At 69.1% G+C, this 13,564-nt stretch carries 12 protein-coding genes; 10 read left to right on the top strand and 2 right to left on the bottom strand.

All coding sequences use genetic code 11. The features are described 5' to 3' along the window. Nucleotide 1: 1 nt before the first annotated feature. Entirely contained in the window at nucleotides 2-457 is a 456-nt protein-coding gene (locus GobsT_RS01630) for a GNAT family N-acetyltransferase (protein ID WP_010049705.1), read from the top strand. 126 nt (nucleotides 458-583) lie between these two features. Continuing rightward, entirely contained in the window at nucleotides 584-1,846 is a 1,263-nt protein-coding gene (glgC, locus tag GobsT_RS01635) for a glucose-1-phosphate adenylyltransferase (RefSeq protein WP_010049703.1), read from the top strand. Nucleotides 1,847-1,998: 152 nt separating this feature from the next. Here the strand turns inward: glgC and GobsT_RS01640 are convergent, their stop codons facing one another. Together GobsT_RS01640 and GobsT_RS01645 are read right to left on the bottom strand one after the other, a co-directional pair. Further along, entirely contained in the window at nucleotides 1,999-3,879 is a 1,881-nt protein-coding gene (locus GobsT_RS01640) for a hypothetical protein (RefSeq protein ID WP_010045494.1), read from the bottom strand. A 94-nt stretch (nucleotides 3,880-3,973) separates the two neighbouring features. Further along, nucleotides 3,974-4,483: an NUDIX hydrolase gene (locus GobsT_RS01645; RefSeq protein WP_010045491.1), complete on the bottom strand. Its 510-nt coding sequence runs from the start codon at nucleotides 4,481-4,483 to the stop codon at nucleotides 3,974-3,976. A 103-nt stretch (nucleotides 4,484-4,586) separates the two neighbouring features. Between GobsT_RS01645 and GobsT_RS01650 the strand changes: the two genes are divergently transcribed. From GobsT_RS01650 to egtD, 8 genes are all read left to right on the top strand, one after another. Next, nucleotides 4,587-5,789, top strand: a complete 1,203-nt coding sequence (locus GobsT_RS01650; RefSeq protein WP_010045488.1) for a site-2 protease family protein — start codon at nucleotides 4,587-4,589, stop codon at nucleotides 5,787-5,789. 107 nt (nucleotides 5,790-5,896) lie between these two features. Next, nucleotides 5,897-7,249, top strand: coding sequence for a histidine--tRNA ligase (hisS, locus tag GobsT_RS01655; RefSeq protein ID WP_010045486.1), 1,353 nt, complete (start codon nucleotides 5,897-5,899; stop codon nucleotides 7,247-7,249). Nucleotides 7,250-7,279: 30 nt separating this feature from the next. Continuing rightward, nucleotides 7,280-8,119, top strand: a complete 840-nt coding sequence (locus GobsT_RS01660; protein WP_010045484.1) for a hypothetical protein — start codon at nucleotides 7,280-7,282, stop codon at nucleotides 8,117-8,119. An 8-nt stretch (nucleotides 8,120-8,127) separates the two neighbouring features. Beyond that, nucleotides 8,128-8,691 (top strand): HYExAFE family protein, encoded by a 564-nt coding sequence (locus GobsT_RS01665; RefSeq protein ID WP_109571350.1) that lies wholly within the window; start codon nucleotides 8,128-8,130, stop codon nucleotides 8,689-8,691. Between the two features lie 269 nt (nucleotides 8,692-8,960). Next, nucleotides 8,961-9,755 carry a sugar phosphate isomerase/epimerase family protein gene (locus GobsT_RS01670; protein WP_010045480.1) on the top strand — a complete coding sequence of 265 codons (795 nt, stop codon included), beginning with the start codon at nucleotides 8,961-8,963 and terminating at the stop codon, nucleotides 9,753-9,755. 153 nt (nucleotides 9,756-9,908) lie between these two features. Beyond that, nucleotides 9,909-11,147 (top strand): PQQ-binding-like beta-propeller repeat protein, encoded by a 1,239-nt coding sequence (locus GobsT_RS01675; RefSeq protein WP_010045470.1) that lies wholly within the window; start codon nucleotides 9,909-9,911, stop codon nucleotides 11,145-11,147. Between the two features lie 193 nt (nucleotides 11,148-11,340). Next, a complete protein-coding gene (gene egtB, locus GobsT_RS01680) occupies nucleotides 11,341-12,606 on the top strand; it encodes an ergothioneine biosynthesis protein EgtB (protein WP_010045467.1) in 1,266 nt (421 codons plus the stop codon). After that, nucleotides 12,603-13,553, top strand: a complete 951-nt coding sequence (egtD, locus tag GobsT_RS01685; protein ID WP_010045466.1) for an L-histidine N(alpha)-methyltransferase — start codon at nucleotides 12,603-12,605, stop codon at nucleotides 13,551-13,553. Before egtB ends, egtD begins: the two co-directional genes overlap by 4 nt. Nucleotides 13,554-13,564: the final 11 nt, after the last annotated feature.

Here is a 13,564-nt window from a genome sequence, read left to right on the forward strand (position 1 = left end):
CATGGCGGACGCGATCATCGACGTGGTGGGCGTGGAAGAGCTGCCGCTCATCGTCGAGCTGTACAACCAGATCTTCCGGCCCACGAAGACCATCGAAGCGTTCCGCCGCCGGTACCTGGGGCGGCACAACGTGCTGCAACTGGTCGCGCGGGTGAAGGACAAGCCGGCGGGCTTCTTCCTCGGGTTCGAGCTGAAGCCCGACGTGTTCTTCGCCTGGTTCTACGGCGTGGTGCCGGACGGCCGCCGCATGGGGATCGGGTCGCAACTCATGGAGGCGGCGCAGAGCTGGGCCGCGCAGCACGCGTACGAGTCGATCCGGCTGGAGTGCCACAACGCGCACCGCCCGATGCTCCACCTCGCCATCGAACTCGGGTACGACATCATAGGCCTCCGCTGGGACGCCGACCGCGGCGACAACCTCATCATGTTCGAGAAGAACCTGACCGGCGGGCGCTGATCGGAAATGTGGGGTGCGGAATTCGGCATGCAGAAGTGAGCACCGGCGAGCCGAACCGATTCCTGTCTCTCATTCCCTGTCTGTTTTCGTTCCGAATTCCGCACTCCGCACTCCCTCGGGTGTTTCATGCGCGGCGTTGTGACCGTCATCCTGGCCGGCGGGCGCGGGACCCGGCTCGAACCGCTCACCCGGGACCGCGCGAAGCCCGCGGTCCCGTTCGGCGGCCTGTACCGCATCATCGACTTCACGCTCTCGAACTGCATCAACAGCGGGCTGCGCCGCATCCTGGTGCTGACGCAGTTCAAGTCCCGCAGCCTGGACCGCCACATCCGCTACGGGTGGGGGTTCCTGAGTTCCGAGATGGGCGAGCTGGTGGAGGTGCTCCCGCCGCAGCAGCGGATCGACGAGACGTGGTACAAGGGGACCGCGGACGCGATCTACCAGAACATTTACTCGCTGGAGCGCGAGAACGTCGAGCACGTGCTGATCCTGGCCGGGGACCACATCTACAAGATGGACTACGGCCACATGATCCGCGCGCACGTGGACCGCGGCGCGGACGTGACCATCGGGTGCATCCCGGTCCCGCTCGACGAGGTGCGGCACTTCGGGATCATGCAGACGGCGGCGGACGACCGCGTCGTGAACTTCCTGGAGAAGCCGAAGACCGCCCCCCCGATGCCCGGGGACGCGCACCACGCGCTGGGGTCCATGGGCATTTACGTGTTCAAGACGCGGCTGCTGTTCGAGCTGCTGTGCCAGGACGCGGCCAAGCCCGACAGCGACCACGACTTCGGCAAGAACATCATCCCGCAGATGATCGCCAGCGGGCAGAAGGTGCTCGCGCACCGGTTCCTGGACCAGAACCGCAAGGCGGTCCCGTACTGGCGCGACGTGGGCACCCTGGACGCCTACTACCAGGCGAACATGGACCTGGTCAACGTGGAGCCGGTGCTGAACCTGTACGACGCCACGTGGCCCATCCGCACGCACCAGCCCCAGCTCCCGCCGCCGAAGTTCGTGTTCACCGGCGAGGGCGCGGCCGGGCACGCGCGCCGCGGCGAGGCGCTCGACAGCGTCGTGTGCGCCGGCTCGATCGTCTCCGGCGGGCACGTGCGGCGCAGCATCCTCTCCCCGCGGGTGCGGGTGAACAGCTACGCCGTGGTGGAGGACTCCATCCTGCTCGACGGGGTGGACGTGGGCCGGTACTGCCGCATCCGCAAGGCGATCATCGACAAGGACGTGAAGCTCCCGCCGTACACGGTGCTCGGGTACGACCCCGAGTTCGACCGGAAGCGCGGGTTCACCGTGACCGACACCGGCGTGGTGGTGGTGCCGAAGAACGAGCCGCCCGAAACGTTCCAGGCCCCGAACCCGCTCCCGAACTGATACATGAACCCACCTGCGGGGCCGCCTTCTTGACGAGCCATTAACCGCCAGGGAGCGGTCGCGGCTCGTCAAGAAGGCGGCAATATTATCGGGTACGTGTATGAGGCGCCCCGCGCCCCGAGCGCGGCATCGTTTGCCCGGTCGGGGCACGGTCAGGCCGCGGGGCGCGGTTCGGCCGGCGTTGGAAGGGGCGCGAGCGCCGCGGCACCCCCAGCCGCCGGCCGGCGGAGCCGGTTGGCGAGCGGCGCGCACGCCACGATCAGCCCCCACCCCACAAGCACCCCGTCGGCCGCCTGGCTCAGCACGCGCCACTTGCGCGGCGGGGTGAAGGCGTACTCGACCGTGTGCTCGCCGGCCGGCACGGGCACGGCGACCCGCAGCGCCGCCGGACCGGTCGCGTACCGCGGGTCCTCCCAGACCCGCAGCTCCCACTCCGGCACGGGCGCGCCGTCCACACGGAACGTGCTCCAGCGGAACGGCACCGCCTGCGTGCCGGCGTAACCGGCGGCGGCGAAGGTGGTGCGCACCGGCCCCACCTCCCCCCACCGCTCTCCGGTGCCCACCGGGAACGCCACGGCGTGGACCCGTGCGGTCTCGTCCGCCCGCAACGCGGACACGCAGTTCGGAGTAAAGTACGCCCAGCCCGCACCACAGTGGGTCGTTTCGATCCACCGCACGCGCGTCGCGCTGGCGTGCTCGGCCGACGTCTGTTTCCAGCCCGCGGCCCTCCCGTTCACGGACTTTTGCACCAACCCGCACGCCGCCAGGGTGAACAGTACGGCGAGCGCCACCGCCCCCCCCGCCCACTCGTTCTGGGGCGCGGCCCCCGGGGCGGCGGCCCGGAACGCCAGCCCCAAGAGCAACAAGATCAGGAACGCGATGTTGACGGTCGCGACCAGCCGGTACGCGAACTGGACCTTCCCGACGAGCGCCCGAGCCGCGGCGGGGAGCGCCGCATTAAGCTCGGGGCTGACGGACAGCGCGAACACGAACAGCCCGAACAGCGCCACCGCGCCGGCGCCGGCGGCGAGGCGCCGGCGCGCGTGAGGGGCGGTGCGGTACGCGGACACCAGGGCCAGAACCGCCAGCCCCAAGAGGGGCAGGCTGACCTGCGTGTCGAGGTGAGGCGTCCCCAGGGCCGGGGCTCCCGGGGTCAGGTGGTTGTAGTCGAACGGGAGCGGGAACAGGCGGACCCAGACGAGCGTCCGGGCCGTTAAGCCGAGGTAGTCGGAATCCCCAGGCCCCCCGGCGGAGATCACGATTTGCGACCCGAGCCGGTGGTACGCGTACAGCCACGGGGCCAGCACCGCACACGTCAGCGCCGCCGCCGCCAGGACCGGCACGTGCCGCCGAACGAGGCCGCCGCGGCGCGCCGCCGGCACGCTCCAGTGCGCCACATAAATCAGCCCGACAACGGGAACGCTCAGCAACCCGGTGATCGGGTGGGTGGCCGCGGCCAGTGCGAGGCACAGACCGGCCGCCAGTGCGGCCGGCCACCGCACCGCCGCGCCGGGGCGGAAAAAGAACTGCGCCCACAAGCAACAGGAGCAGGTGAGCATCGCGTTCGCGAAGAACTCGGGCAACGCGGTGCGGCTGTACACGTTGGTGAGGCCGTAAGTGGCCCAGCAGACGGAGCAGGCGGTCGCCGTGGCGAACCACACCCCGGCCCCGAACGCGCGCGCCGTTTGGCGGACCACCGGGTACGTGACCCCCAGGCTGAGCAAGACGATCAGCCGGAGGGCCACATGGCACCCCCACTGCGCGCTCAGCAGCCCGCCGAGCTTGTACAGCGGGCCGCCGTAGAAGACGGGGAGCGGCGTACCGACCTCGGGGGCCGAGTTGAACACGGGGGCGAACGACCGGGTCGCCTTCCACGCCTCGCCCTGGTACCCCACCATCCAGGCGTGAACGTAATAATCCGTCCCGAAGCCGAGCGCCGGATCCCAGAGGACCAGCACCGGCGCGGACACCGCCACGGCCCCGACAACAAGCGCGAGCACCGCCCGCCGCACGTTTGCCCGCCGTGATTCCATTGAGAGCCTCCGCACCGCTTGCAGAAATCGGATAGAACGAGCGAACCGGAATACCATACGCCGGTGGGCCGGGGTACTCCAATTTCCGAGCCCGTTACCGCATCCGTTCCCACAGCAGCAGCGACGTGATGGTTTTGGCGTCGCGGATGGTCCCGTTCAGGCACATCTGAACCGCTTCGTCCAGTTTCACGACCACCGGCTCCAGTTGCTCGTCGGGCTCGGGCCGGGCCGCGCCCGGGGTGAGGTCTTCCGCGACGAACAGGTGCAGCTTCTCGTCCATCACGCCCGGGGACGCGTAGATGTAGCCCAGGCCCCGCCACTTCGCGGCCCGGTACCCGGTCTCCTCGATCAGCTCGCGCTTCGCGCACGCTTCGAGCGGTTCGTTGGGCTCCACCGTACCCGCCGGAAGCTCCCAGAGCGTGTCGCCGATCACGAACCGGTAGTTGCGCAGGAGCACCACGCGCTCCGCGTCGAGCACCGGGAGGATGACGACGGCGCCCGGGTGCCGGATCGCGTCCCGGCGGATGGTCTGGCCGTTTGCGGTGGTGAGGGTGTCGACTTCCACACGGATCCGGCGCCCGACGTGTACCACTTCGACCGACATAAGCCAAGCCCCCGGTGCCCGCGGAATTGCGACTCGCTGTTCGTGGTGGTAGATTATCGATTGTCCGCCGACAAACCGTTCGCGGCGAGCGAGTGAGCGTGCGATGCGCGATCCGATGAGTTGGTCGATCCCGGCGTTCCGGGCGTTCGGCGTGCAGGTCCGAGTTCACATCTTGTTTTTCCTCGTCGCGCTCAGCCTGTTCGGGCGGCAGATGTTCCTGCTCCAGTACGACGGCGTGTCGTGGGTGGACAAGTTCCTGCTCACGGTGGTGGTGCTGTTCGTGACCGTGCTGCTGCACGAGTACGGGCACTGCTTCGGGGCGCGGTACGTCGGCGGGGACGCGCGCGAGATCCTGATCTGGCCCCTCGGCGGCCTGGCCTACACCGAGGTCCCGCACCGGTGGAAGGCGCTGTTCATCACGGTCGCGGCCGGGCCGGCGGTGAACGTGGTGCTGTGCGTGGCGTGCGCCGCGGCGCTGGCGGCGGCCGGGTTCTCCCCCAGCCTCACGTTCGACGACCCGTACAATGTGCAGTTGAGCAACCGGGACGGCCGCACGTACACCAGCCCGTCGCGGGTGAAGCTGTACAAGCCGGGCACGGCGGCCGAAGAGCCGACCAAGAAAGAGTTCGACACGAAACTGGCCGAGTACAAGGCGCGGCACGGCACCGACGGGCTCCCGAAGCCGACCGACACCGCGAAGTACGCCGACGCGGCGGCGGAGATGGGGTTCGAGCGGGCGGTGACGCCGACGTGGGCGGTGTGGGCGTACCGCGTTTTCTTCGTGAGCTGGGGGCTGCTCCTGTTTAACCTGCTGCCCGCGTACCCGCTGGACGGCGGGAAACTGCTCCAGGCGGTGGTGTGGGCGCGAACCGACCACCGCCGCGGGGTTGTCGTTGCCTCGTACACCGGGATGGTGTTCGCGGTGCTGCTCATGGTCGTCGCGTTCACGGCCAACGAATCGCTGCTAGTCGGGCTGGCCCTGTTCATGCTGTTCGAGGCCTACCGGGCCTTGCAGCAGCTCGACGCCGAGGAGGGGCCGTTCGGGTACGACTTCTCGGCCGGGTACACGAGCCTGGAGCGGGACGACGAGCCGCCGCCCGAGCCGAAGCGCCCGGGGCTCATCACCCGCTGGCGCGAGGCGCGGCGGGCGCGCAAGACCGCCGCCGCGACCGAGGCCAAGCAGCGCGACGACGCGCGCATGGACCAGATCCTGGAGAAGATCGCCCGGAGCGGCCAGGGGTCGCTGACCGACGAAGAGCGCCAGTTCCTGCGCCGGGTCAGCGACCGGAAACGGAACACCTCGTGACGTGGGTCGGAGGTCCGAAGGTCAACCGTCGTAAAGTCGAAGACTTCCGCGGCTCTGCTCTTCGCCCCGACGGCTGTTGGCCTTGAGACTTGGGAACGGGAGAAGAGATGTCCGCAGAAAAGGCGCCCGCGCTCATCACGCCGCGCACGCTGTCGGGGTTCCGGGACTACCTGCCGGCGGTCATGCTGGCCCGCGAGGAGGTGCTGCGCCGCGCCCGCGAGGTGTACCGCTCCTACGGCTTCACGCCCATCGACACCCCCGCGTGCGAGTCGCTCGACGTGCTGCTCGGCAAGGGCGGCGACGAGTCCGACAAGCTCGTGTACCGCGTCCTCAGCGCCCGCGGCGACAAGGCCGAGATGGGGCTGCGGTTCGACCTCACGGTGCCGTTCGCGCGGTTCAGCGCCCAGTACATCAACGAGCTGGGCACGCCGTTCAAGCGGTACGCGATGGGGCCGGTGTGGCGCGGCGAGCGCCCGGGGCAGGGCCGGTACCGTGAGTTCTGGCAGTGCGACTTCGACACCATCGGCACCACCTCCAACGCCGCCGACATCGAGGCCGCGCTGGTCATCAACGACCTGTTCACCGCGCTCCAGTTCGACCGGTTCGAGATCCGCATCAACAACCGGATGGTGCTGAACGGGCTGCTCGAATCGCTCGGCATCGCGGACAAGGCCGCCCCGGTCCTGCGGTCGCTCGACAAGCTGCTGAAGATCGGCCGCGAGAAGGTGGCTGAGGAGATGGTGCGCGAGGCCGGGATCACGCCCGAGCAGGCGAATCGCGTGCTCATGATGACCGACCTGACCGGCCCGAACGAGCAACTGCTGACCGACCTCGAAGCGTGGTTCGGGGGCGCGAACGAGAAGGCCACCGCGGGCATTCGCTGTCTGCGTGAGCTGCTGACGGTTGCAAAAGCGGCCGGCGTGGCCGAGGGGCGCATCAAGATCGACCTGAGCATCTGCCGCGGGCTCGATTACTACACCGGGACCATTTACGAGACCTTCCTGACCGACCTCCCGGGGATCGGGAGCGTGTGCAGCGGCGGTCGGTACGACAACCTCGCGAGCAAGTACACGAAGCAGGTGCTCCCGGGCGTGGGAGCATCGCTCGGGGTCGACCGGCTCATCGCCGCGATGGAGGAGCTGAAGCACCCGCTCCTCACCGGCGCGACCACGCCGGCGCAAGTGCTGGTGGTCAACTTCGACGCCGCCCGGCTGGGCGACTACCAGCGCATCGCCCGCGCCCTCCGCGCCGCCGGGGTGAGCGTCGAGGTGTTCCCCGACGCCAAGAAGGTCGGCGTGCAGCTCGGGTACGCCGAGAAGCGCGGGTTCAAGCTCGCGGTGATCGCCGGCCCCGCGGAGTTCGAGCAGGGCGTGTGGAAGGTCAAGGATCTGGCGAAACGCGAAGAGAAGACGATTGTTGAAGCGGAGGTCGTCGGCGCGGTACAATCTGCGGTCGGGTGACAGCGCTCGTTCGGCGCGGAGGCCCAATTCGTGCTGTGGTATACAGAGTACACCGCCCAGGCGTCCGTGACGGTCCCGCACTTCGTGCGGTGCGCCGAGTGCGGTTGCCAGTACGTCTACGAAACCGAATACACGGGCACCGGTTCCGGGGTCGCGCTTTACAACATCAACCAGCGCGGCACGCGGAGTCGGGTCCGCGACCGCGCCGAATCCGAACTCGCCGAGCAACTCGCCGACCCGCGCCACTACGAGCCCATCCCGTGCCCGGACTGCTTCCGCTACCAACCGTACATGCGGGGCGCCATCGCCGCGGCGCGGTACGATTGGCTCGCCCCCGTCGGTTGGTTCCTGCTGGCCCTCGGAACGATCGGCCCGCTTCTGTCCATCCCCATGCTCGTCACAAGCGGCGCGTCGATCGTCTTCTGGATCTTCTTCGGCAGCGGCGCGGCGGTGAGCGCCACCGGTGCGTTAGTTCTGCTCCTGCGCGGGCAGCTTAAGGCCGGGTGCCGGCCGAACCGCGGTCGGATCGCCCACCGGGAGCGCGTCGCCCGGGAGCGGGCGGCCCGGCTCGTCGCGTACCAGGCGTACCAGGCGCGCCGCGTGCGCCGCTTGTACACCCGCCGCCGGAGGCGGCGCGGCCGCCGCGCCGGGCCGCCGCTCACGGTCGACTGGTGGCTCCCGCCGTCGGCGTTTTACGGCGACGGGTTCGTCATCGGGCTGTCAGACGACGAGCGCGTGGAGGTCCCAATGCCGTCCGACGCCGAACCGGGTGACGTGGTCGAGGTGCGGCCGCTGACGCCCCGCGCCGAGCCGTTCCGGGTGCGGCTCCGGGCGATGCGCGCGCACCCCGGCGAATACCGGCTGGAGTAGCCTGCGCCATGAAGGCCGACAACCACTACGAGGTGGCGTTCGACGCGTTCCTGCGGGCGCGCGGGTGCGCCGTCGTGCCCGTGGTGGAGTCGCGCCGCAGCTACCTCGACACCTCGGAGGTGAAGTCGCCCGACTTTCTCACCCTCGCGCCCGCCGGCGCGAAGCTCGTGATCGACGTGAAGGGCCGCAAGTTCCCAGGCGCCGGGAAGGGCGGAACGCCGCGCCGGTCGTGGCAGAACTGGTGCGAACTCGAAGATGTCGAGAGCCTCGCTCGCTGGTCGGACCGCCTCGGCGACGGGTTCCAGGGCGTCCTGGCGTTCGTGTACGACGTGGCGCTTCAGTTCGAGTTGCCCCCCTGTACCCCGGACGTGTTCGCGTTCCGCGGGCACGTGTTTCTGTTCCGCGGGGTGCCGGTCGGCGAGTACCGCCGGCACATGCGCACGCGCAGCCCGCGGTGGCGGACCGTTCACCTCCCGAGCGCCGACTTCCGCCGGCTCGTGAAGCCGATCACGCACTTCCTCGCACCCGCGGGCGCGAAGGCCGAAGAGCTTTTGACAGGATCGACAGGATAAACAGGATCAAGAGAAGAGCAGTTTTCCATCCTGTTTATCCTGTCGATCCTGTCAAAAATCGCTGCCGATTCGACCCGCGGCACGAATGGAGCGAAGGGCGTCCAGGTCGCGCAAGTTCCGCACTTGGGTCCGCACTTTCACCCTCGACTGCCGGCGCCTGTGAACAAAGACCGAAGAGCTTTTGACGGGATAAACAGAATCAAGAGGAGAACGGTTCTTCATCCGGCGTATCCTGTTGATCCTGTCGAAACTCTTACCGGACGCACACCATGAAGCCGCTGAAAATTGGAATCGTCGCCGAGTCCACGCAACTGCCGATCCGGTCCGCGCTCGAGGCGGCGGCGCGGATGGGGGCGAAGGGCGTCCAGGTGGACGCGGTCGACGCGCTCGCGCCCGACGCGCTCGGCGGGACGGGGCGGCGCGAGTTCCGCACGCTGCTCCGCTCCTTCGACCTCGAGCTGTCGGCCCTCAACGTCCCCGTCCGCCGCGGGCTCGATGTGGCGGAAGACCTGCAACCGCGCCTGGAGCGGGTGCGCAAGTCGATGCAGCTCGCGTTCGACCTCGGGTGCCGACGGGTGGTCCTTCCGTGCCCGAAGCTGCCCGAGGACGCCGCGGCCCCGCGCGCGCAACTGATGCGCGAGTCGCTCCTCGCGCTGGCCGGGTTCGGCGACCGCATCGGGTGCCTCGTGGCGCTCGAGATCGGCTTCGACCCCGCCCAGAAGATGAAGGAGTACCTCGCGGGCTTCAACGTCGGCACCTTGAAGGTGACGTTCGACCCTGCGAACTTCGTGCTCCACGGTCACGACCCGCTCGCCAACCTGATGCCGCTCGAAGGGCTGGTGGAACACGTCCACGCCCGCGACGCGCGGTCCGTCGGTGTGAGCCGCGGGATGCAGGAGGTGCCGCTCGGCGCCGGCGACATCGACTGGATGGCCCTCACCGCGACCCTTCAGGTGCTCGAGTTCGACGGGCTGCTCGCGGTGGAGCGCGAGCAGGGCGACACCAAGTTCGCCGACGTGGCCAACGGGGTGAAGTTCCTCCGCCGGTTCGCGCTGCCGGGTTGACCACGAACGTCACTGGTTACGGGCACCACCCGCCCCCGGCGTGTCCGGGTCAAGTGAAGTCGAGACGCTGCAAATTCCGCGCGCGTCGCGCCCGTCGTTCGGTAAACTGGTTTTCCGCCCTGCCCCACAACTCCTCTCCCGGAGTTTCCGCTGATGCCCCGCGTGCTCTTCGCCTGGACGCTCGCCCTCGCGCTCGCCCCCGCGCTGCAGGCCGCCGACTGGTTCCAGTTCCGCGGTCCGGACGGGAGCGGTCACACCGAAGCGAAGCTCCCGACCGAGTGGGGGCCGAAAACGAACGTGACCTGGCGCAAGGAGGTGCCGGGCGTGGGGTGGTCGTCGCCGGTCGTCGCGGGCGGGCGCGTCTACCTCACCACCGCGGTCCCGCAAAGTGGGGGGTACTCGCTCCGCGCCGTCTGCCTCGACGCGAAAACCGGCGGCACCGTGTGGGACGTGGAGGTGTTCAAGCAGGGCGCCAACGCGCCGAAGATTCACTCGAAGAACAGCCACGCCAGCCCGTCGGCCGTCGTGGAAGACGGGCGGGTGTACGTTCACTTCGGCCACCTCGGAACGGCCTGCCTGGACGCGAAGGAGGGGACGAAGGTGTGGGCCACGCAGGAGCTGGCGTACAAGCCGGTTCATGGCAACGGCGGCTCCCCGATCGTCACGGGCAAGCACCTCATTTTCAGCATCGACGGCACCGACAAACAGGCGGTCATCGCGCTCGACAAGACGACCGGAAAGGTCGGATGGCAGACCCCGCGACCGAGCAAACCCGGGGTGAACCCGTTCTCGTTCAGCACGCCGCAACTCATCACGGTGAAGGGCCGGGAGCAACTGATCTCCGCGGGCAGCGGGTCGGTACTGTCGCTGGACCCGGCCACCGGGAAGGAGTTGTGGCGCGCCACCTACGGCGCCGGGTACTCGGTGGTGCCCAAGCCGGTGTTCGCGAACGGGCTGGTGTACGTCTGCACGGGATACAACACGCCGAACCTCGTTGCGATCAAGCCCGACGGCACGGGGGATGTCACCGCGACGCACGTCGCGTTCACGGTGAAGAAGAACGTGCCGCACAACCCGTCGGTGATCGCGGTGGGAGACGCGCTGTACATGGTGTCCGACAACGGGATGCTCACCTGCCTCGACGCGAAGACCGGCGCGGAGCGCTGGACGGAGCGCGTGGGCGGCAACTTTTCGGCGTCGCCGCTGTGCGCGAACGGGCTGATCTACCTGCTCGACGAGGCCGGCACCGCGACGGTGTTCAAGCCCGGCGACAGTTACGACGAGGTCGCGAAGAACAAGCTCGGCGAGCGGGCGCTGGCGAGCTTCGGGGTGGACGGCGACGCGCTGCTGGTGCGCACGGAAAAGGCGCTGTACAAGATCGAAAAGCGGTAACTGCTCCGCGCGGCAAGAAACGGCCGTCCCCTTCGCGCGCTCCGAGAAACCGGTTGCAAGAACCGCGACCGGTTTCCGGTGCCCACCTCACCGAATCCGATCACGCCCGGCGTGCGTAAATTGTTGTCGGTCCTGGCACGGCTATCGCACACAACCGGCATCCGATCCGCGGGCGCAAAATCCGAGAGGTGGAATGTCCGAACTGCCCCCCCACGCTGCTGTCCGGACGGCTCTCGCCGCCCGGTTCTCCGCCGTTCGGGCCGAAACGGAGCGGCTCTGCGAGCCGCTCGCGGTCGAAGACTACCAACTTCAGTCGATGCCCGACTGTAGCCCGCCGAAGTGGCACCTGGCCCACACCGCCTGGTTCTTCGAGACCTTCATACTTTCCGCACACGAGCCCGGCTCCCGTCCGTTCCACCCGCGGTTCAACTACCTGTTCAACTCGTACTACGACGCCGTCGGCGACCGCTGGCCCCGCGCGGCGCGGGGGCTGCTCTCCCGGCCGACCGTGGCCGAAATGTACGCGTACCGCGCCGCCGTCGATGAGCAAATCCTCGCGCTGATCGCGACCACCGACGCGGGCACACTGACCGCAATCGCGCCGCTCGTCGAGTTGGGGCTGAACCATGAGCAACAGCACCAGGAGCTGCTCCTTACGGATCTGAAGCACGCATTCGGCCTGAACCCGCTGCGGCCGGTGTACGCCGCACCGCAGGACGAGCAGCCGGACGCGCCCCCCGGGCCGACCCGGTGGGAACGGCACGCGGCGGGCGTGCGCCGGATCGGCCACACCTCCGCAGGGTTCGCCTTCGATAATGAGGGACCGGTCCACAGCGTGTACGTGAACGACTTCGAGATCGCGGCGCGCACGGTTAGTAACGGCGAGTTCTTGCGGTTCATTGAGGATGGCGGTTACGACCGCCCGGAGTTCTGGCTCTCCGACGGGTGGGCGGCCCGGCAGCGGAACGGCTGGACCGCCCCGCTTTATTGGGAGCGTGACGGCGGCTCTTGGACGCAGTTTACGCTCCGCGGCCAGCGGGCGCTCAACCCGGACGAACCGGTGTGCCATGTAAGCTTCTACGAGGCCGACGCGTATGCCCGGTGGGCCGGCGCGCGGCTGCCCACCGAGCAGGAGTGGGAGGTCGCGGCCGGCGCGGGGCCGGTGGGCGGCAACCTGCTCGATTCGGGGCGTTTGCACCCCGCGCCCGGCGGCGCGTCCTTCTACGGCGACGTGTGGGCGTGGACGGCCAGCCCGTACACCGCGTACCCCGGTTACCGGCCCGCGGCCGGCGCGATCGGCGAGTACAACGGCAAGTTCATGTGCAACCAGATGGTGCTCCGCGGAGGGTCGTGTGCGACCCCCGCCGGGCACGTCCGGCCGACGTACCGGAACTTCTTCCCGCCAGACGCCCGCTGGCAGTTCTCCGGCCTCCGACTCGCGAAGGACCTCTCCGCATGACGAGCACCTGCGCCTCCCGACGGACGCACGATCAGTTCCGGGCGGACGTCCTTGCCGGACTGTCGCGGCCCCAGAAGCGGCTCCCGTCCAAATACTTCTACGACGCGGCCGGCTCGCAACTGTTCGACCGCATCACCGAGCTGCCCGAGTACTACCCCACGCGGACCGAACTGGCCGTGATGCGGGAGCACGCGGCGGCGATGGCCGCCCGGTGCGGGCCGCGGTGCCTGCTCGTCGAACTCGGCGCCGGCAGCTTGGTGAAGGTGCGGCTGCTCCTCGACGAACTGGTAGCCCCGGCGGGGTACGTCCCGGTGGACGTGTCCGGCGAGCACCTGCGCGGCGCCGCGCGGGAACTCGCCGCCGACTACCCCGGGCTCGGCGTTCACCCCGTGGTGGCGGACTTCACCCGGCCGTTCGAACTCCCGCCGGTGCCCGCGGCGCGGCGGGTGGTGTACTTCCCGGGGTCGACGATCGGCAACTTCGACCCAGCCGAGGCCGACGACCTCCTGGGGCGCGTCGCCCGGCTGGTCGGGCCGGGCGGCGGGCTGCTCCTGGGCATCGACCTGCGTAAGGACACCGCCGTCCTGGAGCCCGCGTACAACGACGCCCGCGGCGTGACCGCGGCGTTCAACCGGAACCTGCTGGTCCGCATCAACCGCGAGTTGGGCGCCGACTTCGACCCGGCCGCGTTCCGCCACCGGGCGTTCTACAACCACGAGCGGTCCCGGATCGAGATGCACCTCGTGAGCGCCGCCGAGCAGCGGGTGCAGATGGGCGGCGCGACGTTCGCCTTCCGCGCCGGCGAGTCGATCCACACCGAGAACTCGTACAAATACGCCCCGACCGAGTTCGCCCAGCGGGCCGCCGCGTGCGGGCTGCGCGCGGACGCGACCTGGACCGACGCGAACGGCTTTTTCGCCGTGATGCACCTGACCGCCGTACCCTGAACCTTTTCACG

The organism is Gemmata obscuriglobus, assembly GCF_008065095.1.
In the GTDB taxonomy this organism is placed as follows: Bacteria; Planctomycetota; Planctomycetia; order Gemmatales; family Gemmataceae; genus Gemmata; species Gemmata obscuriglobus.

Bases quoted from the DNA above. Each gene is read 5' to 3' on its own strand.
- glgC (WP_010049703.1), top strand. From the start codon at position 584: ATGCGCGGCGTTGTGACCGTCATCCTGGCCGGCGGGCGCGGGACCCGG.
- GobsT_RS01645 (WP_010045491.1), bottom strand. From the start codon at position 4,483: ATGTCGGTCGAAGTGGTACACGTCGGGCGCCGGATCCGTGTGGAAGTC.
- GobsT_RS01650 (WP_010045488.1), top strand. From the start codon at position 4,587: ATGCGCGATCCGATGAGTTGGTCGATCCCGGCGTTCCGGGCGTTCGGC.
- GobsT_RS01640 (WP_010045494.1), bottom strand. From the start codon at position 3,879: ATGGAATCACGGCGGGCAAACGTGCGGCGGGCGGTGCTCGCGCTTGTT.
- GobsT_RS01665 (WP_109571350.1), top strand. From the start codon at position 8,128: ATGAAGGCCGACAACCACTACGAGGTGGCGTTCGACGCGTTCCTGCGG.
- hisS (WP_010045486.1), top strand. From the start codon at position 5,897: ATGTCCGCAGAAAAGGCGCCCGCGCTCATCACGCCGCGCACGCTGTCG.
- GobsT_RS01630 (WP_010049705.1), top strand. From the start codon at position 2: ATGGCGGACGCGATCATCGACGTGGTGGGCGTGGAAGAGCTGCCGCTC.
- egtB (WP_010045467.1), top strand. From the start codon at position 11,341: ATGTCCGAACTGCCCCCCCACGCTGCTGTCCGGACGGCTCTCGCCGCC.
- GobsT_RS01670 (WP_010045480.1), top strand. From the start codon at position 8,961: ATGAAGCCGCTGAAAATTGGAATCGTCGCCGAGTCCACGCAACTGCCG.
- egtD (WP_010045466.1), top strand. From the start codon at position 12,603: ATGACGAGCACCTGCGCCTCCCGACGGACGCACGATCAGTTCCGGGCG.
- GobsT_RS01675 (WP_010045470.1), top strand. From the start codon at position 9,909: ATGCCCCGCGTGCTCTTCGCCTGGACGCTCGCCCTCGCGCTCGCCCCC.